This window comes from Rhodococcus sp. KRD162 (assembly GCF_017168335.1).
Lineage (GTDB): Bacteria > Actinomycetota > Actinomycetes > Mycobacteriales > Mycobacteriaceae > Rhodococcoides.
Map to the genome: position 1 here is coordinate 296,215 of NZ_JABFAU010000003.1, position 25,678 is coordinate 321,892.

General features: G+C 64.3%; 27 protein-coding genes and 4 tRNA genes. 13 read left to right on the plus strand and 18 right to left on the minus strand.

What is annotated here, in order from left to right:
• The first annotated feature begins 249 nt into the window (after window positions 1-249).
• Window positions 250-1,779, plus strand: coding sequence for a cutinase family protein (locus J1M87_RS03795; RefSeq protein WP_307830722.1), 1,530 nt, complete (start codon window positions 250-252; stop codon window positions 1,777-1,779).
• A gap of 77 nt (window positions 1,780-1,856) precedes the next feature.
• Here J1M87_RS03795 and J1M87_RS03800 read toward each other — a convergent pair whose 3' ends face one another.
• From J1M87_RS03800 to J1M87_RS03820, 5 genes are all read right to left on the minus strand, one after another.
• Window positions 1,857-2,162 (minus strand): DUF1416 domain-containing protein, encoded by a 306-nt coding sequence (locus J1M87_RS03800; RefSeq protein ID WP_206487954.1) that lies wholly within the window; start codon window positions 2,160-2,162, stop codon window positions 1,857-1,859.
• Between the two features lies 1 nt (window position 2,163).
• Window positions 2,164-3,000, minus strand: coding sequence for a sulfurtransferase (locus J1M87_RS03805; protein ID WP_206487955.1), 837 nt, complete (start codon window positions 2,998-3,000; stop codon window positions 2,164-2,166).
• Between the two features lie 47 nt (window positions 3,001-3,047).
• The gene (locus J1M87_RS03810) at window positions 3,048-3,539 is read right to left on the minus strand and encodes a DUF4395 domain-containing protein (RefSeq protein WP_206487957.1); all 492 of its coding nucleotides are present in this window, start codon (window positions 3,537-3,539) and stop codon (window positions 3,048-3,050) included.
• A gap of 252 nt (window positions 3,540-3,791) precedes the next feature.
• The gene (locus J1M87_RS03815; protein WP_206487959.1) at window positions 3,792-4,211 is read right to left on the minus strand and encodes a thioredoxin family protein; all 420 of its coding nucleotides are present in this window, start codon (window positions 4,209-4,211) and stop codon (window positions 3,792-3,794) included.
• The gene (locus tag J1M87_RS03820) at window positions 4,208-4,987 is read right to left on the minus strand and encodes an LmeA family phospholipid-binding protein (protein WP_206487961.1); all 780 of its coding nucleotides are present in this window, start codon (window positions 4,985-4,987) and stop codon (window positions 4,208-4,210) included. Before J1M87_RS03820 ends, J1M87_RS03815 begins: the two co-directional genes overlap by 4 nt.
• A 129-nt stretch (window positions 4,988-5,116) precedes the next feature.
• On the opposite strand from J1M87_RS03820, the gene J1M87_RS03825 reads away from it, so the two are divergent.
• The 6 genes from J1M87_RS03825 (at window position 5,117) to pstB (ending at window position 10,960) form a co-directional block, all read left to right on the plus strand.
• Window positions 5,117-5,878 (plus strand): response regulator transcription factor, encoded by a 762-nt coding sequence (locus J1M87_RS03825; RefSeq protein WP_206487963.1) that lies wholly within the window; start codon window positions 5,117-5,119, stop codon window positions 5,876-5,878.
• Entirely contained in the window at window positions 5,879-6,802 is a 924-nt protein-coding gene (gene mshD / locus J1M87_RS03830; RefSeq protein WP_206487965.1) for a mycothiol synthase, read from the plus strand.
• A 203-nt stretch (window positions 6,803-7,005) separates the two neighbouring features.
• Window positions 7,006-8,106, plus strand: a complete 1,101-nt coding sequence (pstS, locus tag J1M87_RS03835) for a phosphate ABC transporter substrate-binding protein PstS (RefSeq protein WP_206487967.1) — start codon at window positions 7,006-7,008, stop codon at window positions 8,104-8,106.
• A gap of 90 nt (window positions 8,107-8,196) precedes the next feature.
• Window positions 8,197-9,234 (plus strand): phosphate ABC transporter permease subunit PstC, encoded by a 1,038-nt coding sequence (gene pstC / locus J1M87_RS03840; RefSeq protein WP_206487969.1) that lies wholly within the window; start codon window positions 8,197-8,199, stop codon window positions 9,232-9,234.
• Window positions 9,235-9,237: 3 nt separating this feature from the next.
• Entirely contained in the window at window positions 9,238-10,146 is a 909-nt protein-coding gene (gene pstA, locus J1M87_RS03845; RefSeq protein ID WP_206487972.1) for a phosphate ABC transporter permease PstA, read from the plus strand.
• A gap of 37 nt (window positions 10,147-10,183) precedes the next feature.
• Window positions 10,184-10,960 carry a phosphate ABC transporter ATP-binding protein PstB gene (gene pstB / locus J1M87_RS03850; RefSeq protein WP_206487975.1) on the plus strand — a complete coding sequence of 259 codons (777 nt, stop codon included), beginning with the start codon at window positions 10,184-10,186 and terminating at the stop codon, window positions 10,958-10,960.
• A 160-nt stretch (window positions 10,961-11,120) separates the two neighbouring features.
• Here the strand turns inward: pstB and phoU are convergent, their stop codons facing one another.
• The 6 genes from phoU to J1M87_RS03880 all read right to left on the minus strand — a co-directional run bounded on the left by phoU (window position 11,121) and on the right by J1M87_RS03880 (window position 17,650).
• Window positions 11,121-11,795 carry a phosphate signaling complex protein PhoU gene (gene phoU, locus J1M87_RS03855; RefSeq protein ID WP_206487977.1) on the minus strand — a complete coding sequence of 225 codons (675 nt, stop codon included), beginning with the start codon at window positions 11,793-11,795 and terminating at the stop codon, window positions 11,121-11,123.
• Window positions 11,796-11,861: 66 nt separating this feature from the next.
• Complete coding sequence (locus J1M87_RS03860) at window positions 11,862-13,685, minus strand: LCP family protein (RefSeq protein WP_206487979.1); 1,824 nt, start codon at window positions 13,683-13,685, stop codon at window positions 11,862-11,864.
• A 118-nt stretch (window positions 13,686-13,803) separates the two neighbouring features.
• Window positions 13,804-14,943 (minus strand): tRNA dihydrouridine synthase DusB, encoded by a 1,140-nt coding sequence (gene dusB / locus J1M87_RS03865; RefSeq protein ID WP_206487981.1) that lies wholly within the window; start codon window positions 14,941-14,943, stop codon window positions 13,804-13,806.
• A gap of 93 nt (window positions 14,944-15,036) precedes the next feature.
• Window positions 15,037-15,993 carry an acyl-ACP desaturase gene (locus tag J1M87_RS03870; RefSeq protein ID WP_206487983.1) on the minus strand — a complete coding sequence of 319 codons (957 nt, stop codon included), beginning with the start codon at window positions 15,991-15,993 and terminating at the stop codon, window positions 15,037-15,039.
• 259 nt (window positions 15,994-16,252) lie between these two features.
• Window positions 16,253-16,328, minus strand: a tRNA-Lys gene (locus J1M87_RS03875).
• A 68-nt stretch (window positions 16,329-16,396) separates the two neighbouring features.
• A complete protein-coding gene (locus J1M87_RS03880; RefSeq protein ID WP_206488757.1) occupies window positions 16,397-17,650 on the minus strand; it encodes a lipase family protein in 1,254 nt (417 codons plus the stop codon).
• A 654-nt stretch (window positions 17,651-18,304) separates the two neighbouring features.
• Between J1M87_RS03880 and J1M87_RS03885 the strand changes: the two genes are divergently transcribed.
• The 6 genes from J1M87_RS03885 to J1M87_RS03910 all read left to right on the plus strand — a co-directional run bounded on the left by J1M87_RS03885 (window position 18,305) and on the right by J1M87_RS03910 (window position 20,545).
• Window positions 18,305-18,973: a TetR/AcrR family transcriptional regulator gene (locus J1M87_RS03885; RefSeq protein WP_206487984.1), complete on the plus strand. Its 669-nt coding sequence runs from the start codon at window positions 18,305-18,307 to the stop codon at window positions 18,971-18,973.
• A gap of 79 nt (window positions 18,974-19,052) precedes the next feature.
• A tRNA-Glu gene (locus J1M87_RS03890) sits at window positions 19,053-19,125 on the plus strand.
• Window positions 19,126-19,249: 124 nt separating this feature from the next.
• Window positions 19,250-19,323: transfer RNA gene (locus J1M87_RS03895), tRNA-Asp, on the plus strand.
• A 56-nt stretch (window positions 19,324-19,379) separates the two neighbouring features.
• Window positions 19,380-19,456: transfer RNA gene (locus J1M87_RS03900), tRNA-Phe, on the plus strand.
• Window positions 19,457-19,594: 138 nt separating this feature from the next.
• Complete coding sequence (locus J1M87_RS03905) at window positions 19,595-20,161, plus strand: DUF6584 family protein (RefSeq protein WP_206487986.1); 567 nt, start codon at window positions 19,595-19,597, stop codon at window positions 20,159-20,161.
• Window positions 20,162-20,242: 81 nt separating this feature from the next.
• Window positions 20,243-20,545, plus strand: a complete 303-nt coding sequence (locus J1M87_RS03910; protein ID WP_206487988.1) for a hypothetical protein — start codon at window positions 20,243-20,245, stop codon at window positions 20,543-20,545.
• A 13-nt stretch (window positions 20,546-20,558) separates the two neighbouring features.
• Here the strand turns inward: J1M87_RS03910 and J1M87_RS03915 are convergent, their stop codons facing one another.
• From J1M87_RS03915 to J1M87_RS03945, 7 genes are all read right to left on the minus strand, one after another.
• A complete protein-coding gene (locus J1M87_RS03915; RefSeq protein ID WP_206487990.1) occupies window positions 20,559-20,858 on the minus strand; it encodes an ANTAR domain-containing protein in 300 nt (99 codons plus the stop codon).
• Window positions 20,859-20,948: 90 nt separating this feature from the next.
• Entirely contained in the window at window positions 20,949-21,533 is a 585-nt protein-coding gene (locus J1M87_RS03920) for a helix-turn-helix domain-containing protein (RefSeq protein WP_206487992.1), read from the minus strand.
• 54 nt (window positions 21,534-21,587) lie between these two features.
• Window positions 21,588-22,508: a pseudouridine synthase gene (locus tag J1M87_RS03925; protein WP_206487994.1), complete on the minus strand. Its 921-nt coding sequence runs from the start codon at window positions 22,506-22,508 to the stop codon at window positions 21,588-21,590.
• Between the two features lie 90 nt (window positions 22,509-22,598).
• Window positions 22,599-23,594 (minus strand): NADP-dependent oxidoreductase, encoded by a 996-nt coding sequence (locus J1M87_RS03930; RefSeq protein WP_206487995.1) that lies wholly within the window; start codon window positions 23,592-23,594, stop codon window positions 22,599-22,601.
• 11 nt (window positions 23,595-23,605) lie between these two features.
• Window positions 23,606-24,031: an organic hydroperoxide resistance protein gene (locus J1M87_RS03935; RefSeq protein WP_206487997.1), complete on the minus strand. Its 426-nt coding sequence runs from the start codon at window positions 24,029-24,031 to the stop codon at window positions 23,606-23,608.
• A complete protein-coding gene (locus J1M87_RS03940) occupies window positions 24,028-24,486 on the minus strand; it encodes a MarR family winged helix-turn-helix transcriptional regulator (RefSeq protein ID WP_206487999.1) in 459 nt (152 codons plus the stop codon). Before J1M87_RS03940 ends, J1M87_RS03935 begins: the two co-directional genes overlap by 4 nt.
• Window positions 24,487-24,539: 53 nt before the next feature.
• Window positions 24,540-25,580, minus strand: coding sequence for an iron-siderophore ABC transporter substrate-binding protein (locus J1M87_RS03945; RefSeq protein WP_206488001.1), 1,041 nt, complete (start codon window positions 25,578-25,580; stop codon window positions 24,540-24,542).
• Between the last annotated feature and the right edge of the window lie 98 nt (window positions 25,581-25,678).

Sequence of the window (25,678 nt, forward strand, 5' to 3'; positions counted from 1 at the left end):
CGATGATGGCAATTGCCGCGAGCGCCAGCAATACCTCGAAGAAGATGACCACGAGAGCGAGTTTAACCCGCGTGGTTTCCCGCTGAGAACATCGGCCCGAATCCGGCCTGTGTCATTGGTGACAGTACGCCCTGTACGAGGCGCTAGTGCGCCCGATCACAGGTGGGTAATGGCAATGCGGTCGCGAACAGGTACCTTCTTCCCCGGGGGCGTCGGCACCTCGACCGCGATACAGCCGACGTTGTCACTGTGACTGTATCGAAGGCTGGGGAGGTCTCCGCAACAATGCTGCGTCGTACACGGGCTCTGACATCGCCGTTCGGATCCGTTCTGTTCAAATCGGCGCTCGTCACGCTGACGTTCGCTCTCGCAGCTCCCGCAGCCGCACTCGCGGCCCCCGATACGGGATCCGCGGACACGGGATCGGGCACCGGGTCCGCTCAGGGGCCGAACATCGATCCCAACAACTATGCGCAAGACTGCCCGGACGTGTTGATGCTCGCCGTGTCCGGTGCGACGGACTCGGATGCGGACCGAAACCCCCTCAACGAGGAAACGTCCACAGTGGCGTCGAACTGGGTCGGAAACGTCACAGTTCCTGTCGGCGAGATGAACGCGGACAGCCCAGGAACCGTCGGTTGGCTCTATGTTCCGTATGCATCGACGTACGGCGTCGGTGTGCTCGACGACGTGCCGACCTATCAGCAAACGATCGCCGAAGGCATCGCCTCGACCAACCGGTTGATGGAGGAGTACAAGACCAAGTGCGGCGACAGGACGAAATTCGTTCTCGTCGGGTACAGCGTCGGCGGCGAGGTACTGGACCGGATGGCAGTCGATATCGGCCACGGCGACCCGAACGCGTTGGTCACCGCGGACGACATCGCCGGGGTGATGATGATCGGATCGCCCTACCGTCCGGCCGGGGTGCCGAACTTCGAGGACGAGCCGGGTGAGTCGCACGGCGGATTCATGGACCAGTCGCCTCGCGATTACGGATCCCTGACCGACAAGGTCACCTGGTCGTGTCGTCCCTATGATCTGGCGTGCGACGCGCCGGACAAGATCGAACTACTGCAGCTCGCGCTCGGGGTGCTGGGACAGATGCGGTTCACCCTGCTCGATCCGGTTCAGACGGTTGCCGACTTCGCTCGGACGGTCTCGACGATCGCCGCACGCGCCATCGTGGACATCGCGACGAACAAGTCCTGGCTCGAATCGGACGAGACGCTGCTGCAGGTGCTGGTGAAGGTATCCGACCAGCAGTACCAGGTCGACGACAAGGACGCCCTCGCGGCACTGTCACCCGATCAGTTGCTCGAGGACCTCAACTGGGCTCTCGGGCCCGGTGCCGAGACCGTCGACGCCAAGCTGCGCGCCGAGGGGCAAGGGCTGGTGGAGAACAACAAGGGCATCGTCGACATCGTTCTCGGGCCGTACCTGTTGATCGGATTCCTACAGCACCTGTCGTACTGGTACAACGATCCCAACGACGGATTCGACTGGGAGAGCGAGAAGATCGTTGCCTGGGTGACCGATCTCGCGCGCACCGAACGTGAGAAGAAGGCTGCACCCGCGCCCGAGACAGCTACGCCGCAGGCCCCGGCACCCGAGCCTGCACCCGAACCCCGGCTGCTGCCGGAGCCGGGAACGGTCACGCAGGTGAGCGATCTCGGTGCATTTCTCGAATCGCAAGGCATCCCGCTTCCGCCCGGGATGTTCCCGCCGCAGTACTCGACTGTTCCCGAGCGCGCCCCCGAGGCACCCGGTACCAACTGACTCCCGCCCTACAAGACAAGAACCCCGCACCTACGCAGGTGCGGGGTTCTTGTCTTGTTCGATGCGGCAGTGTGCGGTCAGACACCCACGGTCACGTCGGCCGAGTGCACGCCTGCGCTCTCGGGTGTGATGACGGTGTCGCCGTTGCCCGATGCCGACAGGGCACGCAGCGTCCACTGGCCGGGAGCTGCGAAGAACCGGAAGTCGCCGGTGCCCGATGCGACGACCTCGGCGGTGAACTCTCCGGTGCCGTCGAGAAGCCGCACGAAGGCGCCTGCCACCGGCTCGCCGTCACCGCCGAGGACGCGGCCGGTGATGACCGTTTCCTTCTCGACGTCGACGCCTGCGGGGATGGTCTGGCCCTGTACTGGTGCTCCGCACATATCAGTGAACCTCCAACTCGATGGGTGCTCCGACGAGGGAGCCGTATTCGACCCAGCTGCCGTCGTAGTTCTTGACGTCTTCCTTGCCGAGCAGTTCCTTGAGGACGAACCAGGTGTGGCTCGAACGCTCACCGATGCGGCAGTACGCGATGGTGGCCTTGTCGTCGTCGTAGCCCTTGGCCTTGTACAGCTCTTCGAGAGCGTCGTCGGACTTGAACGTGCCATCCTCGTTGGCGGTGGTGCTCCACGGGATGTTGATCGCCGACGGAACGTGGCCACGCTGCTGAGCCTGTTCCTGCGGCAGGTGCGCCGGAGCGAGGATCTTGCCGGAGAACTCGTCCGGCGAACGCACGTCGATCAGGTTCTTGTTGCCGATGGCGTCGATGACCTCGTCACGGAACGCGCGGATCGACAGGTCGGGTGCCTGGGCGCGGTACTGCGTGGTCTCGCGGCTCACGACTCCGTTCGACAGCGGGCGGCCGTCGAGTTCCCACTTCTTGCGACCGCCGTCGATCAGCTTGACGTCCTGGTGGCCGTACAGCTTGAAGTACCAGTAGGCGTAGGCGGCGAACCAGTTGTTGTTTCCGCCGTACAGAACGACGGTGTCGTCGTTGCTGATGCCTTTCGCCGAGAGCAGGTCCGAGAACTGCTCCTGGCCCAGGAAGTCGCGGCGAACCGGGTCCTGGAGGTCCTTGCGCCAGTCGAGCTTGACCGCACCTTCGATGTGACCGCCGTCGTAGGCGCTGGCGTCCTCGTCGACCTCGACGAAGACGGTCTTCGGTGTGTTCAGGTTCTGCTCGGCCCAGTCGGCAGAGACCAGGACGTCGGAGCGAGCCATGGTGTTCCTTTCGGTGTTTCCGGTTTCGGATCGGTAGTGAGTGCGGATCAGGATGCGGTGCGCGAGGTGCCACGCAGCCGCGCGGCGAGAGGGTAGATCATGCAACCGAGGCAGACCGCGAAGGCGGCGTTGAGGAAGGCTGCGAACAGAGCGAAGCCTGTCGCGACGGTTCCGACGACGGGAGCGCCGAGCGCAAGAGCGAGCACCCCCACCGCGGCGAACACGAATCCCACCAACTGAGCGAACTTCAACGGAGCCACCGGCTCGCGTTCGCTGGTCGGGGAGAGCCGCGGAGCGACGAACTTCGCGAAGATCGTGCCGTACGGACTGTGCTTGGGTCCGCGGACGGCTCCGAGGGCGAACACTGTTGCCTGAAGCCCGAGCAGGATTGCCGCCGCGGGGATCGAGAACGTGGTCAGGACGAGGACGGCGACGAGCACGCCGGTGGTGATCCACGCCGCGAAGCGCGGACCGCGGACGTCGACCTGGGGGGTGCTGGTGGTGGATTCGACGATGGTGCGGGTGTCGGAAGTCGACATCGAGAGGTACTCCTGTGCGGGGCCGGGCACACCGAATGGGCAGTGCTCGGGCGTGGATTCCTGTCTGGGGGCCGGCATCACGCATGGGCGTGGCGGCGCGAGGAAATCAGCAGCAGCGACAGCAACAACCGCCCAGTCGGCACAGATCAACCGTGCGTCGACTGGTGAGCATCAGCTCGCGGCGAAAGAACACGAAGAGCATCGTACCCGCTACCAGCGTCGCGTCGCACCGCCGGTCCCGGTCGGACTCGATCAGAGGGCGTCGAGTGCCGAGCGCAGGGCCGCCGCCGACGGCACGCCCGCGATTCTGGAGCGTCGGCGCAGTTCGCTGTCGAGCACGAACGTGGTGGGCAACGACAGCACTCCGAGCTCGCGGGCGAGCACCGGATAGGCGTCGATGTCGAGTTCGACTTCGTGGGCACCGCTGCGATCGTTGAGCACTTGTCCGACGACGCGTCGAACGGCTGCGCACGGCCCGCACCAGTCGGCGGAGAAGTGCAGCACGGTTGCTCCGTCGGTCGTCACGCCCGCCTCGAGCAGAAGTGGCCGAAGGGCGTCGGTATCGGAATCGGTCGATCGGATGTCACGCACGCTGCCGGACCGGCTGCGTAGGTAGAGTCCGGTCGCGATGGCGAGGACCGCCACGACAGCCAATACTGTGATTCCTGTCACGGCTTCTCTATTTCGTTCAGGTCGATGGTCACGTCGTCCCCCGAGCCCTCGATGACGATCTGAGAGCCCTCCGCGTACACGCCCGTCGGACGCAGCCCGAAGGGCAGGCTCTGTCGCTCGATGGTCTTGGTGAAGAAGCCGAGAACGGTTGCCTTGGCGAAGTCCGGAATGGTGAAGTCCGCCTGGCCCTCGGGACCGAAGTAGAAATCCGATGCCACGATCGCCACGCTGTCGCCCTCCAACACCAGATCGGCCTGCACGCTCACCGTGGTCTGCAGGGGGCCGACCGGTACCGTTCCGGTCAGTACGACGCCTCCGGTGGTGGTCTTGCCCGACCCGCCCGAGCCGCCCGTTCCGTCGGACTTGTCGGCGGGCGGTGCCGAAACCTGCAGGTCGACGATGCCGAGGAACTGCCCCAGGTTCGTCGCCTCGATGCGGACGCGCCCGTCGAGTTCGTCGACCGGGATCTCCCGGACGTTGTTGTCGATCAAGTCGGACAGTGCGATGTGCACGCCGCGAAGATTGGCTTCGATGGTCGTCGACCCGACGTACTCGGTCGGTACGTCCTGGGCTCGAATTTCGATGTTCTGGTAGCGCCCGTTCGCCGCCTGCGTCAGGAACGGGAAGCCGTGCACGATCACCTGAGGGTCGGAGGTGAGCTCCCCGCCTGCGCGGATCGCGCGCGAGACTCGATACTCCGAGTAGGCCGCAGCGCCGAAATCCACGACGAGCGCGAGGGCCAACAGGCTGGCGAGTCCGATGAGAAGTGTGCGCACGCGTCCATTGTGACCGACGGATCGCGTACTGCCCTCTTCGGCCGGTTGTACGGACAAGCTAGTCTGTGTCCTTGACGATCAGTCCAATCCAGCCTCGCTGGACCGGCCAGCAGTAAGAACGGAGACGCAGTGGAGCTCCTGCTACTGACCTCCGATCCCAATCCGGAGGGCGTTCTGCCTTCTCTTGCACTTCTTGCGCATCACGTTCGCCCGGTGCCCACCGAGGTGTCCTCGCTTCTGGAGGCGGGTTCGGCCGACGTCGCCTTGGTCGATGCCCGCTCGGATCTGGCGGCGGCGCGGGGCCTGTGTCGGCTCCTGGGCAGCACCGGATCGGCCATCCCCGTCGTCGCCGTCCTCACCGAAGGCGGGCTCGTAGCGGTCAACGCGGACTGGGGTCTGGACGACATCCTGCTGCCCGGTACCGGGCCGGCGGAGTTGGACGCGCGATTGCGACTACTGGTCGGACGCAGTGGCGGGGTGGCGAGCCCGGAGACATCGGGCAAGATCACGCTCGGCGAGCTGGTCATCGACGAGGGAACGTACACCGCGCGACTGCGGGGTCGCCCGCTCGATCTGACCTACAAGGAATTCGAGCTGCTCAAGTATCTGGCTCAGCATGCGGGCCGGGTGTTCACCCGCGCGCAGCTCCTCCAGGAAGTATGGGGCTACGACTTCTTCGGCGGCACGCGCACCGTCGATGTCCATGTTCGACGCCTCCGTGCGAAGCTGGGCACGGAGTACGAGTCGCTGATCGGCACGGTGCGTAACGTCGGCTACAAGGCCGTTCGTCCTGCGCGCACTGCCAAGGGCGGTCTCACCGCAGCCGATTCCGTTGGTGAGGATTCCGGCGATGCGGATCTGGAGTACGAGCAGCAGAGTACGCTCTCGTAGATGAATTCGGATCCTGCGTTCGACGTCCATCCGATCGACGGCAACGCACCGTCTTCGCGCGTTTCTTACGAGGTTCACCAGATCCTTGCTCGCGCAACGGAAGTCGACGGAACGGCTCCGCTCTCCGAGCAGGCTGTGAAGGCAGTCGACGCGGGCGAGGACGTGGTACGTCTTCTCGCCACCGAGCGTGATCGCGTCCTCGGGTACGTCGGAATCGTCGATGGCATGGCCGAGGCTGTGGTCGATCCGGAGGCGCGTGGCCGCGGCGTTGGTCGCGAATTGGTCTCTCGCGCACTCGATATCGGCTCCGATATGCGAATCTGGGCGCACGGTAACCTTCCTGCGGCGCAGTCGGTCGCGGCGCACCTCGAGCTGAAGGTGGTGCGGGAGCTACTGCAGATGCGTCGGGGAGCGGCTGGTTCAGCTCTGCCCGATGTCGTTGTGCCGGATGATATTTCGCTGCGTACGTATCGCGGACATCAGGATGACGCAGAGCTGTTGCGCGTGAACAATGCAGCATTCTCCTGGCACCCCGAGCAGGGTGGATGGACCGACCGCGACATCGCTGCGCGACGAGACGAATCGTGGTTCGATCCGGCCGGCCTGTTCCTGGCGTTCGAGGCCGGCAGCGACCGACTGCTCGGCTTCCACTGGACCAAGGTTCATGCGGGCGAGGGGGTTCATGCGGGCGAGGGCTCCGGGCCGTCGATCGGTGAGGTCTACGTGGTGGGAATCGATCCGCAATCTCAAGGCCGCGGTCTCGGCCGAATACTGACGCTGGCCGGTCTGCATTACCTGCACAGCCGCGGGTTGGACGAGATCATGCTGTACGTCGAGGCGGACAACACCGCCGCTGTGCACACCTACACCAAGCTGGGGTTCGAGAACTACCACGTGGACGCGGCGTACGCCCGCGGCGTCTAAACGGACATATCCACCTCGGTGTTCATCTTCCGTTAACCCGAGCGGGGGGAAACGTCCACCGCCTGCCCCTACCTTTCTCCGTGGGTGGCAACCTACGTCGCCTGGTGTCGAGTTCTGTTCTCGAGTCGGCACCCACACAGCCACAGCGCGGGCGCTTCGGGCCCGAGCCGTGGACACGGCCCAAGATTCTTCGGAGGAAACAGGTGAACCTCAAGCGCAACGGTGCTCTCATGAGTGCGGTGGCCATCAGTGCCATGTTGCTGACCGCATGCGGTAGCGACGCCAACGTCGCAACCACAGACGGCGCATCCGACTCCTCGGCAACGTGTGAGGGCAAGTCTCCGCTGACCGGCGAAGGCTCCTCCGCTCAGCAGAACGCCATGTCCAACTTCACCTCGATCTATTCCAGCGTCTGCCCCGGCAAGGCCGTGGAGTACACCACCAGTGGTTCCGGCAACGGCCGCACCCAGTTCGTCGCGGGCCTCGTCGACTTCGCCGGATCCGACTCGGCGATCAAGGACGATCAGGCAGCTCAGGCCGCCGTTCGTTGCGACAACAACCCGGCATGGAACCTGCCTTTGGTCTTCGGTCCCGTCGCAGTGGCGTACAACCTCGACGGCGTCGACAAGGTGGTGCTGAACCCGAACGTCATCGCACAGATCTTCACCGGCCAGATCACCACCTGGAACGATCCGGCCATCGCGGCGCTCAACGAGGGCGTATCGCTGCCGTCCACGGCGATCACTCCGGTCTACCGCTCCGATTCCTCGGGTACCAGCGACAACTTCCAGCGCTTCCTGAGCGCATCGGCTCCGCAGGCATGGACGCTGAGCCACAGCTCCGACTGGGCCGGTGGCGTCGGTGAAGGTGCGAACGGTTCGTCGGGCGTCGCCCAGGCCGTCGCAGCCACCCCCGGTTCGATCACGTACGTCGAGAAGGGCTTCGCCGATCAGGAGAGCCTCGGTACGGCCGATATCGACTTCGGCAACGGGGCCGTCGAGCTGAACAGCGAGACCGCAGGCAAGGCCATCGACGATGCGCAGTTCCAGGGCCAGGGTAACGACCTGGTCATCGACATCGACGCGCTGTACGCCAGCAACGCCGCAGATACCTACCCCCTCGTTCTCGGAACCTACGAGATCGTCTGCTCCAACGGCTACGACGCCGAAACCTCGGCCGCGATCAAGTCGTTCTTGGTCAGCGCAGCCAACGAGGGCCAGCAGGGCCTCGAGGCAGCCGGCTACGTGCCGCTGCCGGAGACCTTCAAGGAGCGCCTGATCACCGCCATCGAAGCAATCGGCTGATTCGATGACACATGATCCTGCTTCGACTCGCGTGTTCTCGCGAGTCGAAGCAGGACCGTTCTGGACCACCACGACGAGACAGTGAGCGGTATGAGCGACACCCACTCGATGACCGGCGTCCCCCCCGCGGCTACCGTGGCTACCACGGATACCGCGCACAAACCGGAAGAACCACAATTGTCAGACAAGAAAACATCGGGCACCGTCACTCGTCCCGGTGACCGGATCTTTTCCGGCCTGGCTACGGGCTCGGGCATCTTCATCATCGCCTTGATCGCTGCCGTCGGTGTGTTCCTGCTCTGGCGTGCGATCCCCGCGCTGTCGAACAACACAGTCAACTTCCTGACCTACAACGGTGCGTGGGACACCACGAACACCTCCGCGATGGCGTTCGGTGTTCTCGATCTCTTCCTGGTCACCGTCACTGTGTCGCTCTTCGCCCTCGTTCTCGCGATGCCCGTCGCGCTCGGCATCGCCATCTACCTGACGAACTACGCGCCCAAGCGAGTCGCGGGTCCGCTCGGTTACGTCATCGATCTGCTGGCCGCGGTTCCCTCGATCGTCTTCGGACTGTGGGGCCTGTACGTGCTGGCGCCCGCCATCAGCCCGTTCGCCGAATGGCTCAATTCGTCACTGAGCTGGTTCCCGCTCTTCAGTACCGGGTCGGTCTCGATCGCCGGTGGCGGCACCATCTTCACCGGTGGCATCGTGCTCGCGGTGATGATCCTGCCGATCATCGCTGCGGTCACCCGAGAGGTGTTCGTGCAGACCCCCAAGGGGCAGGTCGAAGCCGCACTCGCGCTCGGCGCAACCCGCTGGGAGGTTGTGCGGACCACGGTCATTCCGTTCGGCAAGTCGGGCTTCGTGTCGGGGTCGATGCTCGGTCTCGGCCGCGCGCTCGGTGAGACGATCGCGCTCTACATCATCATTCGCAGCACGCAGGTGACATTCAGTGGGTCCTTGTTCGACGGCGGATCGACCTTCGCAACGAAGATCGCGTTGGCTGCGGGCGAGTTCAACAATCCGCTGCAGGCCGGTGCCTACATCGCGGCTGGCCTCGTGTTGTTCATCCTGACCTTTGTCGTCAACGCCGGTGCCCGCGCTGCCATCGCCGGAAAGAAGGACTGAGCCATGACCGCAACCATGGACAAGCCCGTCAAGGAACCCACTTTCCGAGGTGTCAGCCCTCGGCGCAAGGCGGCCAACCTGTCGGCGACGATCCTCGTCGGTCTGTCGGTGCTGATCGCGCTCGTACCGCTCGTCTGGGTCCTCTACACCGTGATCTCGCGCGGGTTGTCGGCCGTCGTCGCGCCGACCTGGTGGCAGAACTCGCAGGCCGGAATCACTCAGTTCATCGCCGGTGGCGGTGCCTACCACGCGATCGTCGGCACTCTCCTGCAAGGACTGTTCTGCGCAGTCATCTCCATCCCGATCGGCATCTTCGTCGCGATCTACCTCGTCGAGTACGGGGCAGGCACGCGGCTGGCCAAAGTGACGACCTTCATGGTCGACATTCTCACCGGCGTCCCGTCCATCGTCGCGGCCCTGTTCATCTACGCGCTGTGGATCGCGACGTTCGGATTCCAGCGCTCCGGTGTCGCCGTGGCCTTCGCCTTGGTTCTGCTGATGATTCCGGTCATCGTGCGTTCGGCCGAGGAAATGCTCCGCATCGTCCCGCAGGACCTCCGCGAGGCGTCCTACGCGTTGGGTGTGCCGAAGTGGAAGACCATCGCCAAGATCGTCATTCCGACGGCACTGTCCGGAATCGTCACCGGAATCATGCTCGCCTTGGCTCGTGTGATGGGTGAGACCGCGCCGGTGCTGATCTTGGTGGGATCCGCGACCGCCATCAACTTCAACATCTTCGAAGGGCCGCAGACGTCACTGCCGCTCATGATGGTCGACCTGCAGAAAGCAGGAACCGGCGTGCTCACTGCAGAGCGCATGTGGGGAGCAGCTCTGACGCTGATCCTGATCGTCGCACTACTCAACATCGGTGCCAAGTTGGTCTCGAAGTTCTTCTCGCCCAAGAACTCCTGACCCACCAGACTCCAGCGAATCCTAAGGAACGAAGAACATGGCAAAGCGTCTCGATCTCAAAGACGTCAACATCTACTACGGCAAATTCCACGCCGTCTCGGACGTCACCCTGGCCGTTCCGCCGCGCAGTGTCACCGCGTTCATCGGACCGTCGGGTTGCGGTAAGTCCACGGTCCTGCGTTCGCTCAACCGCATGCACGAGGTCACCCCCGGTGCCCGAGTCGAGGGTTCGGTGCTGCTCGACGGCGAGGACATCTACGGCAGCGGCGTCGACCCGGTCGGCGTGCGTCGCACCATCGGCATGGTCTTCCAGCGCCCCAACCCGTTCCCGACGATGTCGATCAAGGACAACGTCGTCGCGGGTCTGAAGCTGCAGGGTGGTCGCGGCAAGAAGGAACTCGACGAGATCGCCGAACGCTCGCTCAGAGGTGCCAATCTCTGGACCGAGGTCAAGGACCGTCTCGACAAGCCCGGTGGCGGCCTCTCCGGTGGCCAGCAGCAGCGTCTGTGCATCGCGCGCGCCATCGCGGTGTCTCCCGATGTGCTGCTCATGGACGAGCCGTGCTCTGCTCTCGACCCGATCTCGACCCTCGCGATCGAGGACCTCATCCAGGAGCTCAAGCAGGACTTCACCATCGTCATCGTCACGCACAACATGCAGCAGGCTGCGCGCGTGAGCGATCAGACCGGCTTCTTCAACCTCGAAGCGACGGGCAAGCCCGGAAAGCTCATCGAGATCGACGACACGGAGAAGATCTTCTCCAACCCGTCGCAGAAGGCCACCGAGGACTACATCTCGGGCCGCTTCGGATAGCGACCGGCCTCTCGAGGCAGCCCCCCTGAGACGAGAAAACCCCCGCCGTGCGAGGCGGGGGTTTTCTCGTGTCGGTGCGTGTCGGCCGCGTACGGTTCCGATGCGGATGTCGAGTGGCTCCGGTGCGGAGGGCACCGAGAGCCACTCGACAGTGGCGGTCTTACGAGGTCGCGATGTTGTCGTGACCGAGTTCGGCCGGCAGCTCTCCGGTGACCAGGAAGATCACGCGACGCCCCACCTCGACGGCGTGATCTGCGAACCGCTCGTAGAAGCGGCCCAGCAGCGTCACGTCGACCGCGGCGGCAACGCCGTGGCTCCACTCGCGGTCCATCAGCACCGTGAAGAGGTGACGGTGCAGATCATCCATCGCCTCGTCCTCTTCCTGCAGCTTTGCAGCGCGCTCGGGATCGCGGGTCTCGAGCACCTCGCGGGCCGAAGCGCCGATCGTAACGGCGAGTCGACCCATCTCGGCGAAGTAACCGTTGACGACCTCGGGAAGGGCGTGGTTCGGGTGCCTGCGGCGGGTGATCTTGGCGACGTGCAGGGCGAGCGCTCCCATGCGGTCGATGTCGGCAACGATCTGGATGCCTGCCACCACCGAACGGAGATCGCCTGCGACCGGGGCCTGGAGAGCCAGCAGCGTGAAGGCCTTCTCCTCGCTCACCGCGCTCAGCTCGCTGATCTTGTCGTGCTCGGAAATGACCTGCTCGGCGAGAACGAGGTCTGCTTGGAGGAGTGACTGGGTGGCCTTTTCCATGGCCGCACCAGCCAGGCTCGCCATTTCTCCGAGGAGATCGGCAAGCTCGTTCATCTGTTCAATGTAGGCGACGCGCATGACCGAAGTTTAGTTGGTCACGTCTGGCTGTTCCCTGTCCCGAGGGTTAACGGAGCATGAATGAAGTCAGGCGCACGTGTCGTCGGCGGCATTGGTGAACGAAAGATTCTCCGGAAGTGGCGCGCTTTCGGTGGTCCCTTCCATCATGGTGGGATCGATCTCGGTGCCGAATTCCGCCGGATACTGGGTGTATCCCGGGTAGTCGGAGCCGAGCACCACCTCGACCACGTTGTTCAGGCTCGGCGCGAGTTCGATCCCGGCACCCGGGATCGAGGACGCGACCGTAGCGGCGGCTGCTTCCTGATCCGGGGAGTAGCGCACGACGGTCTGGGCGGCCGTGCCGGCGAAGTTGCCGACCGTCAGGATCTGGAATCCGTAGGTCGCGAGCTCGTCGGACGCTCGCTGGGCCATACCTGCGACATCGGAGGCGTTGGACACCTGGATAGACACCGTCGAGGGGTCGACGGCCAACAGCGGGGCATCGGGTGCGGCGGCAGGGGCCGAGGATTCCGGGGTCACCGGTTCCGCGCGTTCCTCGCCGGGCAGCGGGTCGTCGTCGATGATGGCCTGGAAGATCGCACCGATGGCGTCGTCGTTGGGGATCTCGTTGCCGTAGTCGTTGGTTCCGGTGGTGGGGATGGTGAGGAAGGTGACCGCGCCTGCGTCGACGTTCTGTAACGAGCGTCCCAGTGTCACCAGGTCCTGGGTCTTGACGTTCTCGACGAAGGTGTCCGAGGTGAAGGCGTTGACGAAACCGTTCAACTTGCCCGGATCGAGGAGCACCTTGTTCGACAGTGCCGATCGCAGCAGAGACGAGAGGAACCGCTGCTGGCGTTTGATGCGACCGTAATCGCCGTTGCCCTCGGACTCGACGTTGCGTGCCCGCACGTAGTCGAGCGCGGTCCGGCCGTCGATATGTTGGTTACCGGCGTTGGGAAGTACGGCACCGAGCTCGTAGTCGATCAACGGTTGTGCGGTGCAGACCTCGACGCCGCCCACCTCGTCGACCATGGATTCGAATCCGGCGAAGTCCATGCCGACGAAATGCCCGATGCGTAGACCCGAGATCTTCTGAATGGTCTTGACCAGGCACTTGGGACCACCGAGCGCGTAGGTGGCGTTCAGTTTGTCGCCGTATGCCTCGGGGAACATCTCGCCGGTGTAGGTATTGGTGTCGTTGTCGAATTGCTCGCACACCGGTCGGGTCACGTCCAGATCGCGAGGAAACGAGACGGCTACGACGCGGCTGCGATCGGCGGGGATGTTGACCAGCATGACGGTGTCCGAGCGGGATCCCTCGGCATCGGCGACGGTGCCTGCACCCAGCTGTCCGCTGGCACCGGCACGGGTGTCGGTGCCGACGATCAGGTAGGTCTCGTCACCGTACTGGCCCGCGGCGTCGACGACGTCGGTCGAGTCCGGATCGAGCGCGGCGACCTGGAGAAATCCCTGGTCGGTGTTTCGCAGGTAGCCCCAGACCACCCCCGTCAGCGTCACGGACAGGATCGCGATCACGGACACCAGGCTTCGGCCGATCATCCGGATTCGACGGCGACGTCGCACTCGGCTCATCGCCAAGCGGGTCAGCGCCGGGCGATCCTCGGCGGGCGCACCCACCGGTTCCGGTACTGCGTGCGGCTGCGCGGCTCGGGAAGGTGCAGGAGTGGTGTCGGTGATCGGCGCGATCACCTCGGTGGGTTCCTCGACCAGCGGGCGTTCGGAAGACTGGGGATCGGAAGGTTGGGGTTCGGAAGGCCGGGGTTCGGGAGGTCCGGAGCCGAGCTGTCCGGATCGCCCGAATGCGCCGGTTTGCCTGATTGAGGACAGTGGGCGCTCCCACGGGGCGCGACCCTCGGGCACAGACGGGCCCGACTCTCGATCGTCTCCCACGGATTGGAACCTGGCCTTCCATTACACGCATGCGCTGCCTACTCGGCAATCCCAGCCATAGTACTGACTCGAGCGGCATGGTCCACTTCGTGCGAGGTCGAGCTCGGTGAGCTGGGGCTCAGCCGCCGGAGTGCATCAGGTCGGCACCGGCGGGTACGCAGAGGTCTTCCGGATCGTCGAGCCAGCCGTCGGGCAGCGAGACCGCGCCCGGTGAACCCTGGCGGCCTCGGGGTCCCTCGGCGTCCTTGGGAAACGGAACGGTCGGATCGAGTTGTGCCAGAAGGTCGTCCAGCTCGGCGAGGCTGGACACCAACGCCATCGAGACGCGCAGCTCCGAACCTGCGGGGAACCCGCGCAGATACCAGGACACGTGCTTGCGCAGCTCACGCAGGCCCTTGTTCTCTCCGTGATGCTGGGCGAGCAGTTCGGCATGTCGAGCGATGATGGCCGCGACCTCACCGAGGGTGGGCGGCGTCGGCTCGGGCCTGCCGTTGAGGCGGGCGCTGAGTTCGGCGAACAGCCACGGCCTACCGAGGCAGCCGCGCCCGACGACGACACCGTCGCAGCCGGTCTCGGCCATCATGCGGACAGCATCGGCGGCAGAGAAGATGTCTCCGTTGCCCAATACCGGGATCCCTGTGACATGTTCCTTGAGTCGAGCTATTTCGTTCCAGTCGGCAGTGCCCGAGTAGCGCTGAGCGGCAGTTCTGGCGTGCAACGCCACCGCGGCCGCGCCTTCGTCGGCGGCGATGGCACCCGCGTCGAGGTGCGTGTGATGGTTCTCGTCGATGCCGACTCGGAACTTGACGGTCACCGGAATGTCCGTCCCCTCGGTCGCCTTGACGGCAGCGGCCACGATCCGACCGAACAGGTTCCGCTTGTAGGGCAGAGCGGCACCGCCGCCTTTGCGGGTGACCTTCGGAACGGGGCAGCCGAAGTTCATGTCGATGTGATCGGCGAGGTTGTCGTCGACGATCATCTTCGCCGCGGCGTACGTGGTGTCCGGGTCGACGGTGTAGAGCTGAAGCGATCGGGGAGTTTCGGTGGGGCCGAACGTCGTCATGTGCATCGTGGCGGGCTGCCGTTCGACCAGCGCGCGTGCGGTGACCATCTCACAGACGTACAGCCCGGACGTGCTGCCTGCTCGCTCGAGTTCCTGTTCGCGGCACAGGGTGCGGAACGCGACATTGGTGACGCCTGCCATCGGGGCGAGGACGACTGGGCTGCGCAACTCGAGTGAGCCGATGTGCAGGGTCATGAGAAGTGCCTTTGGAACGGAGGGATGGAGATCAGGGTCGAAAACAGCGGTGCCCGGCACCGAAGTCGGTACCGGGCACGTCGCTGATCGACACTACGATGCGCGTGCTTCGGCCTTCGCGCGTTCGCGGGCGAGGGAGCGATCTCGCATTTCCTCGAACTTGGTGGCCTGACGCTCGAGGTCCTCGAGGAACGCGGCCAGTTCCTCACGCTTGTTCTCCCCGCGGCCGGTGAAGTCGTTGCGCTCGAACACGCTCCATTTGCGCAGTACCGGCCAGACGACGTCCTCGAGGTGCTGACGCAGGTCGTAGATGCCGTGCTTGGCCATCAGCACACCGTTGCGGCGGAAGTTCGGCATACCTGCACCGGGCATCACGAAGTTGGTCACGATGTCGGACACCGCGTCGAGCGTCTGGTCGGGGGCGATGTCCATCGCCGCGCCGGTGATGTTGCGGTAGAAGATCATGTGCAGGTTCTCGTCGGCGGCGATGCGCTGAAGCATCCGGTCGGCGATGGGATCGTCGCAGACCTTGCCGGTGTTGCGGTGCGAGACGCGGGTGGCGAGTTCCTGGAACGTCACGTACGCCACCGAATGCAGCAGACCCGTCTGTGAACCGGCGGGCGAGGCGAACCCGTTGGTCATGTGGATCATGCGGGCTTGTTCGAGTGCGACGGGATCGACGCCGCGGGTGACGACGAGGTAATCGCGCATGACGATGCCGTGGCGGTTCTCCTCGGCGGTCCACCGGCCGACCCAGGTTCCCCATGCACCGTCCTGGGAGAAGTTCTCGGCGATCTCCCGGTGGTAGGAGGGCAGGTTGTCCTCGGTGAGCAGGTTGGTGATCATCGCCGCCTGCGCGACATCGGAGAGCTTGGACTGCTCGGGGTCGTAGTCCTGGCCACCCAAGGCAGCGAAATTGCGGCCTTCGTCCCACGGCACGTAGTCGTGGGGATGCCATTCCCGCGCCATCGACATGTGACGGTTCACGTTGTCCTCGGCAGTGGGCACCAGCTCCTGCAGAAGCTCGAGCTGTGTCAGATCCCTCGCCATTAGATCGCCTCCATAGATTGCGTACGACCGGTCCAGCTTACGGCACCGTAGGTTCGGTGTGAACCGTCTCGTGCCTGTTCACCTGCTGTTCCGGCGATCGTGATGTCCGATGCCGATCGACTCGAACGTCCTCGTTCGTCGATCTCTCGCTCGGCCTCCGCGACTGCTGCGGCCCCCCGCACGTCGCTTCGTTTCGGCCGATCGTTACGTCCGAGTGTACGTACCCGGCAGGTGTGATCACCGTTACCGGAGTTGCCTGTGGTGCCCCCAGTAGGACTCGAACCTACGACCTGCGGATTAAAAGTCCGTAGCTCTACCAACTGAGCTATAGGGGCGCGGCTCGAAAGTGTATCGGGCCGCGCAGTACTGACCGGCATGTACCCCCGGCAGCAGTTCTACCGGGTCAGCGACCGAAGCTGCTGCATCCGCTCGGTGCGGGAATGCCTGCCAGTCGATCGTCGATCCAGGAGTAGGCACCGGGGATTCCGGTGAGTGCGACGACGAGATGCTCGCCGACGTACTCCTCCAATCGGACGCGTGCACCGTTGGCGCACCATTCGTCGTAGAGGGTCTCCGGTCCTTGCTTGGGGATCCAGAATTCTTGTTGCCCGTGGTAGATGAATATGGGCGCGGAGGGTGTTCTGTTTCCGCCCATGCGGGTCGCTGCGATGATCTCTTCTGCGATCGGGGTGCGGTCGACGTCCGGTATGTCCGACAGGGCCTGTGCCGGGATGGGTGCGACGATCCCGCCGGGAGCGGTGAGGTAGATGCACATGTCTTTGGCGATGGTGGCCAGGCGCAGCCCGTTGGCGTTCATCAGCGTGAACATCTCGGGATACTCCCTGGCGACTCCGAGCGTGGCGGACAGGAACAGGGTCGAGCCCACCGTTCCGTTGAGCGAACGGAGGAGAATGCGGTAGTCGGTGGGGGCCCCGCCGAAGGCCACGCCGACGAGATTGACGTCCGGTGCGTAGGTGGGAGCGAGCTGCGCGGCCCATCCTGATGCGATGGCACCTCCGGAATATCCGGTGGCGGCGATGGGCGACTGCGCCGGTAGGCCCAGTTGGGGCAGCGCAACCATCGCGCGAAGCGCGTCCAGAATGGCGTGCCCCGCCATCGGCCCGGCCGCGTATCCCTGGCGCGGGCCCTGATGGTCGGTGACCACGACGGCGTAGTTCTTCCTCAGGAACGACTGCACCGGAACGATCTCGGGGGCGATGCCACGGGGGAGGGTCCACGACGGAGCGCACGTGTTTCCTAGTGAGTCGATGGCCATGTTGTACGCCACTACCGGTCGGCTTCCCGGGCCCGTCCACGGGGCTGTCGGCACGATGACGGTGGTCACTCCCGCGACGGGCCGATCCTTGGAATCGTTGGTGCGGAACAGGATCTGCGTCGACGTCACCGGTGTGAGCAGTGGTCCGACCTGCACGGTTCGGGTTGCCAACACCGACCCCGGCGGGCGTTGTTCGAACCCTGCGGGTGGATCGAACCACGGTTCACCCAGCGGGGTCGGTAGGTACAGGGCTGGATCGGCAACGGGTGCAAGGAAGTTGCCGATGGGGTCCGCTGATGCGGTGCCTGCGGCCGACAGCGTGAGGATCGACGCTGTGAACAATGCTGTCATGGAACGGAATACGCGAACCGCCACTGTCATTGCGCTCACTCGTCTCCGATAGGCAAAGCAGGATGTGTGATTCAGATCACACTAGACGGACGCGGGTGGCAGGAGTGTCTTCTCGTGGAGAACGTGTTGAAACCGTTACCGATAGGCGCGCCTTCGATATGCATTATCCGGCAAAGCATTTCGAAATGAAGCTCAAAATCGCATTGGCAACGTGTTGTCGTGCAACATATTTGACATGCTAAGAAGGATGGCGAAGGATCTTGAGACGAGATCCGTTATGGGCAAATGTAATTCGGCTTTCAAGCGAAATCGAGTGATATGCCCGGGAGTGTACGAGCGAAGCGTCGATCGATCGATTGTCGATGCGCGGATCGGGCTTTGTGTGTGGTTTCGGCTCGGAACTCGGCGACGGGTTCGGTGGAGTACGCCAGGGTGCGCGGCTCGGCCGGGCGGAGTAGGTCGAAGGAACGAAAAGAGGCTCGAGTGCGCACCCCCTGCAGCGCACTCGAGCCGCGGATATCATACCACCAGGCTTGTTTCTATTGTCTAAGCAAATTTTCGGTCGGCTCAGCGCGTCGAAGCGAACCGCAGGTGAGTCGCTACGCGTGTCGTTCGGGTGACGTACTCTCTATCTGTAATACCTGTGGATACGCAGGGGGGCTTGGGCTCGGAGGCACTGACTAAATGGCACAACAGGAGCGCGCACGGCGGACCCGGGCGGCCATAGTAGAGGCGGCGGCGGCGGAGTTCGCCAAGCGTGGATATGCGGCAGCATCGGTCAACACCATCTTGGAAGGCTCGAACGCCACCAAGGGTGCGATGTATTTTCATTTCCAATCGAAGGAGGATCTGGCCCGAGCGGTTCTGGCTGCCGGGTTGGATCGATACGTCGCCATCAGCGAGAAGTGGGCCGACACCACCGCGCATCCGTTCTATGTCATCCGCGGCATCGTGGACGACATAGCGCTGAACTTTCAGAACGACGTGATCGTGCGCGCCGAGTTCCGGCTGATCGTCGAACCCGAGTTCTATGCGGAGGTGCACTCGGGCGGCGGCCGCGTGTGGGGCGCTCAGGGGCACAAGCAGGCAGAGCGCGCCCGTGCAATGGGAGATCTCAAGCCGCAGTTCGATGCCGACAAGTTCGTTCGAGTGCTCGCTGCGTCGATGGCCGGTCAGCGCTACATGTCGGATCTGGTTGCGGACAACGCGGATCTGCGTGAACGGTTCGAGGAATCCGTAGAGGTCGTTCTGTTGGCGATGGCGTCGGACCGTTGGCTCGCTGAACTCGAGCTGCACGGGTGGGAACAGTTCGGCGAAAACTATGCCGCGAATGCCTCTGACCTGCCGGTTTGAGATTTGCTGCGGAAGTGTCCTAAGCTATCCCAGCTCCCAACGGAACGCCGTTGAGGGTAACGTCGGAGCAGTTCGGCGGGCCCCCTTCGTCTAGCGGCCTAGGACGCCGCCCTTTCAAGGCGGTAGCGCGGGTTCGAATCCCGTAGGGGGTACGTAGGAAAAGATCGGATTGACAATCCGGTCTGCGGTACAGCATTCTTCATCTCGCACTTCGCGAGACGCGGATTTGCAGTTCGGAGAGTTACTGCGCTAGAAATAGCGCGGAAACAACAGCAAGGCCCTGTGGCGCAGTTGGTTAGCGCGCCGCCCTGTCACGGCGGAGGTCGCGGGTTCGAGTCCCGTCAGGGTCGCAACATCGGTGAGAAATCACCGACATTGCGATGGCATTGAAGTACCGGTGCCGCCCGGCCAGGTAGCTCAGTTGGTACGAGCGTCCGCCTGAAAAGCGGAAGGTCGCCGGTTCGATCCCGGCCCTGGCCACCATAGTTTTTGTCGTCAGCGCATCGGTGCCGATCGAAATGTACGAGTAAAGGCCCCTCCCACCCGGGAGGGGCCTTTACTCGTGGTCACCACACCTGCGTCCGGTGACGACCGTGCGCGTCGAGCGCTATGGTCGACACCGTGGATGTGATCGATCGAGCGCAAGAGGATCTGGCGCGTGGAGACAGCATCGCTGCCCGAGATCGGCTGATGTCGGCTCTGGTGCGCAACCCGGCCTCGCCCGGCGTCCTCGAGTTGCTCGCGTACACGCATCTTGTGCTCGGTGATCGTGCGGCCGCCGGTGCTGCATGGTTCCTCACCGACAAGTCCGACGACGATCCGACGGCCTCGGCTGCGTTCGCCGCTCTGGAAGCGCAGTGCCGGTCGCCGCTCGCTGTGGCCCGAGCCCTCCCCATCCACGCTCCCTCCGACTGGTATCCCACCCGGGCCAGAAACCGGCTGGAGCGGCTCGAAGCCGCGATCGAAGCCAACGGCCAACACTGGTTCCCGCCGCGTGACGTCGTCTACTTCGACGAGGACGGACTGAACTCCGACGACTTCTACGACGCCGAGGTGGACCAGGACGACGACCGGGCTCGCGGTGGTTCGAGCTACCGCTCGGTGCGACAGCGCGCGATCGCAGCGACCATCGTCATCGCCATCGTTGCGACCTCGGCATCGGTCGTTCTGGCCCTCGTCTTCGGCTGACACCATCCGAGTACGAATGCCGGGCGCGGAGCGTAGAGTCGCCACAGAAATTCATGCCGACGACCGAGAACGAGTTCTTTGATGGGCACAGCGAACGGCATACCGTCACCGGCACCGAGGGACGACAACTATGCCGTCAACCTCGAACAGGCGAGAGTGTTCGCCAGGGGGCTGGCCGAGCACATAGAAACCTGCTCGACGGCCATCGAAAGTGCGCAGTCCAAGGCATTTCGAGCGCGTGCGGATCGCGCCGAATCCCGAGCCCGCGCCTTCGAGGCGGAGGCGTCGACGCTCCGGACCGAGCTGTACGAGATGTACCGGCACATCGATGCGATGACAGCGCGGTTTCCAGAACTACGCCACGACCCGGCCGTGCGCGGCTAGATCCGTCCGTCGATCACACCGCAGCGGTATCGGTGACCACGCCGAACGTGGCATCCGCGCCGCGACGGCCGAGAGCAGAGCCCCACACCGCGTACACCGCGTCCACGGTGGAGGATCGCTCGACATCGCGGCCCTCCGCGACGGTGATGAGAGTGCGCGAGAGCTCGAACAAACTGACCCGGTGTTGTTTGGCGGTCCGGAACAGCTCGTCGATGGCGTCGGCGACGGACCCGCCGTGAATGCCGACGAGCACTCCGGTCGCGATATCCACGTCGGTGCGAGACGCAGGTGAATCGGGCAGTCTGTCGGTCATCTTTTTCCTCGAGATGGTGTGGTCGGTGCGGATGACCGAAGCGAATTCTGGCGTCGAGCGGGCTTCACTGTCTCACACGGAAGTGACATTTCATACCATCGGTTTTGCCCGCACATGCATCCGCTCGCCCTGGGGGCCGAACAGGCTCAGTAGCTCGACCGGGCGAGGTCCGACGGCACCGAACCAGTGCGGCACTCGGGTATCGAACTCGGCCGCTTCGCCGGGCTTCATCGTCAGATCGTGCTCGCCGAGGATCAGTCGCAGGGTGCCGTCGAGGACATAGAGCCACTCGTAGCCCTCGTGCACCTTGGGGCTCGGCTCTGCGTCCGTTGGCCGGACCAGGAGCTTGAACGCCTGCAGGCCGCCGGGGCGCAAGGTCAGGGGAAGAATGGTCACGTTCTCGCGAACGGTGGCCGTCGTGCGCACTCGGGGGTCGGCGACGGGCGGCGCTGTCACCAGGTCGTCGAGCGCCATCTGGTGGGCACGCGCGATCGGCCACAGGAGTTCGAGGCTCGGTCTGCGGTCGCCCGATTCGAGTCGCGACAGGGTGCTGATCGAGATCCCTGTCGTCTCCGACAGTGCAGTGAGGGTGGTGTTCTTCTGCATCCTGATGCGTTTGAGGCGAGGGCCGAGGCCGGCGAGCACATCGTCGAGGCTGATTGCTGCTTCCGTCATCTCTTTATTGCAGTTTCAGCAATCAGGTTTGTCAAGAGGAAGAATTTCGATCCGTCATTCGGACGGCGGATGCAGAGTCCGGTTGCTCTGGAACGTCCGCATCACGCCACTGAGCGGATCGCGGAACTCGATCGAGCTCGCCAGCAACCGAAGGGGGTCGGAGTAGTCGTCATCGGCGACCTCGCGGAACGACGGGTAGAAATTGTCGCCGACGATGGGAATCCCCAACGAGCACAGATGTATCCGCAGCTGATGTGTCTTTCCGGTATGGGGATGAAGTCGATATCGACCGTACGGGCCCACCGTGTCGACGAGTTCGATGCGAGTCTCGGCGTTGGGCTCGCCCGGCACCTCACGGGCCTGAAGAACGCCGCGTTCCTTGATGATTCGACTGCGTACCGTCAGCGGAAAGTCCACGTCGGGTGCCAGGGGCGCGATCGCGTCGTATCTCTTGACGATCGTGCGTTGAGCGAACAGCTCCTGGTAGGGCCGGCGTGCCTGCGCTCTGACGGTGAACACGAGGACGCCGGCGGTGAGCCGGTCCAGCCGATGCGCCGGGCTCAACTCGGGTAGGTCGAACCGTCGACGCAACAACACCAGAGCGGACCGTGCGATATACGCACCGCGTGGCGTAGTGGCCAGAAAATGCGGCTTGTCGACGACGAGGATGTTCTCGTCGCGGTGAAGTACGTCGAGGGAGAACGGGACCGTCGGCTCCACCGGTGGGTCCCGATAGAGGTAGATATCCGCCCGAGGCCGCGCGATGGTCGCCGAATCGATGGGAACCCCTGCGGCGTCGACGATCTCCCCACCTGCGACCTTCTCGGTCAATCTGGCGGCGTCCCGAGGGAACCGGGCGCGCAGATACTCGAGCACCGTGATCCCGGTCCCTGTGGCGGTCTGACCCACCGTGTCGGGCATCCGTACCCGGGTGGGGTCGAGGCCGTCGCGTAACGGCAGGGGAGCGGTGGGCATGCATCGACTGTAATCGGTGGCGCAGGGAAACACCCCGGTCGGCAAGTGCCGACCGGGGTGCTTCACAGTGGTGGAACCGTGGGGTCCGAATCAGATGGTGACGACCATCTTGCCGGTGTTCTCGCCCTTCATCAGGCCGATGAACGCCGCAGGCGCGTTGTCGAGACCGTCGACGACTGTCTCGTCGAATTCGATTGCGCCACTGCCCAGCCACTCGGTCATCCTGGTACGGAACTCACCGGTGAGGTGCGCGTACGAGCCGACGATGAAACCCTTGAGTGTCAGCTCTTTGCCGATCGCCAGAGCGAGGTTGCGAGGTGCCGGGGTCGGTTCGGTCGAGTTGTACTGAGCGATGGCTCCGCACATGGCAATTCGGCCGTGCTTGTTCATCGATCCGATGGCCGCCTCCAGATGCTCGCCGCCGACGTTGTCGAAGTACACGTCGATTCCGTCCGGTGCGGCCTGCCGCAGCTGCTCGGCCACCGGGCCGTCGTGGTAGTCGAACGCCGCGTCGAATCCGAGCTCGAGCAACCGCGCCACTTTGGCGGGAGAGCCGGCACTACCGATGACGCGAGATGCGCCGAGCGCCTTGGCGATCTGGCCGACGAGCGATCCCACCGCACCGGCTGCGCCGGAGACGAACACGACGTCGCCCTTCTCGAACGAGGCCACCTCGGTCAATCCGGCATATGCGGTCGTGCCCGTCATTCCCAGTGCGCTCAGGTAGGCCGAGGCCTTGGCTGCGCCGAGGTCGACCTTGCTCGCGCCCGCGGCCGGGACGATCGCGAGATCGCGCCAACCCTTGCCGTGTACGACGGCGTCGCCGACCGTGAATCCTTCGGCCTTCGACTCGATGATCTCGCCGACTGCGCCACCGTCGAGCGGTGCGTCGAGCTGGAACGGTGGGACGTAGGATTTCACGTCGTTCATTCGCCCACGCATGTACGGATCGACCGACATCACGAGGTTGCGGACGAGGATCTGCCCGTCAGCGAGTTCGGGGAGGTCGACGACCTCCGCGCGAAAGTTGTCTTCGGTCGGCCAGCCTTCTGGGCGGGACGCGAGGTGAATTTCGTGTGCCTTCATGGTGTTTCCTCTTACTCGTCTTCGGTGACTGTGACGGTGACGTCGATGTTGCCGCGGGTGGCGTTGGAGTACGGGCAGACCTGGTGGGCCTTGTCGGCCAGGGCCTGGGCTTGCTCGCGGTCGAGGTTCGGCAGCGTCACCTCCAGGGTGACGGCCAGCTGGAATCCGCCTGCATCGTTGGGGCCGATGTCGACGCGAGCGCCGACGGCCGAATCGGTGATGTCGGCCTTGTCCTGACGCGCCACCAGCTGCAATGCGGAGTGGAAGCAGGCGGCGTATCCGGCGGCGAACAGCTGCTCGGGATTGGTGCCGTTTCCACTGCCGCCCATGGCTTCCGGGATGGCGAGGTCGAGGTCGAGACGTCCGTCGGAGGTGCGGGCGTTGCCGTTGCGTCCCTCCCCGGTGGCGAGGGCTTCGGCGGTGTAGAGGGTCTTCATGATGCTCCTTCTGAGGTGCTCGAATCGGTGTGATGCAGAGCGTTGGTCAATGCGTCGAGCGCGTTCTTGAGCGCGACCAACTCCTCGACGCCCATGCCGGTCTTCTCGGCCAGCTTGCGCGGGATGTCCAACGCTTTCGCGCGCATAGCGCTTCCGGTCTCGGTGAGGTGGATCTCGACGCGGCGTTCGTCGGTGCTCAGGCGTCGGCGCTCGATGAATCCGAGACCTTCGAGTCGCTTGAGCATCGGCGACAAAGTGCCGGTGTCGAGATCGAGTTCGGCGCAGATGTCCTTGACGCCGCGCCCGTCCTGTTCCCACAGCACCAGCAACACCAGGTACTGCGGGTATGTGACGCCGAGCTCGTCGAGCATCGGGCGATACACCGCGGTGGTAGCCCGCGATGCGGAGTACAGCGCGAAGCACACCTGACGGTCGAGTGCGAGTTCGTTGCCCATGCGAAGAACAGTAGTACACGTTTTAGTTGTGCGCAACCTACCTGTTTCTCGGGTCAGCTCTGCAGGGCGTTCTTCAGGCCATCGAGCACGATCGTTGCCGCCGTCGGACCTGCATTGAGGTACCACGGATCGTCGTCGACGCGAACGATGTGGTTCTCGGTGGCCGCGCTCATTCCAGTCCACAGCGGGTTCGTCGTGTACGACGCGGCGCTCGAATCGGCTCCGGCGTCCTGGCTCGACACGAACACCCAATCGGCGTTGGCCAGTTGGATCTCCTCCTCGCTGAAGTCCTGCGAGGTCGTGGCGAACTGCTGACTTTCCGGTCGGGCCAGGCCCGCATCCCAGGCGATGAAGCCGGCGAACGACGCAATGCCGAACACCCGCGCGCGGTCTGCGGTGAAGCGAACGAAGGAGACCGTGGGTGCGCCACTGCCGGCAAAGGACTCACCCAGCGCCGCCGCGTCCGAGGTGAAGGTGTCGATCACACCCCTGGCCTGCTCGGTCCGGCCGAGCGCGTCGGCGAGCAGCACGAAGTCCTGCTTCCAGTTCACTCCGGTGCCTTCGGTGAGCACGGTCGGCGCAATGGTCGCCAGCGTCGAGTAGATATCCCCCGATCCGGTCTCGTTCGCCAGGATCAGGTCGGGTTCGATCGCGGCGATCGCCTCGATGTCGACCTCCTGCCGGTTGCCCACGTCGACGAACTGCGTCATCTGATCCGCGTACTGAGGGAACGAGAAGCTGATGTAGTCCGGGACCAGTTCTGCACCGCTGCCGTAGGCCACCCCGGTGGGGACGACGCCCAGTGTCAGGGCCGCGTCGAGCTGACCGGTGGCGATGACGACGATCTTCTTCGGTTCGGCAGGGATTTCGGTGGAACCGCCGAAATGGCCTACGGTGCGCGGAAATACGCCGTCGGCGGCTCCCGAGCCCATGCCGTCGGGGATGTCGGTCGGCCCTGGTGCGAGATCGGCGGCGTCGTCGGATGACGCAGTGCTGCCGGGAGGGGTGGCCGTCTGCTCGGCCGTGCTGCCGCACGCGACTGTGGTCACGGCAGTGACCGCGGCAATGGTTGCGGACAGGAGTAGGCGCTTCACTGTTGTTCTCTTTCACCGGACGGGGATCAGGAAGGCAAGCCTAGCCTGTACCCGGCCGAGCTGGTGAGCGGAACTTCGCCGCAGAGCACGAAGTTCCG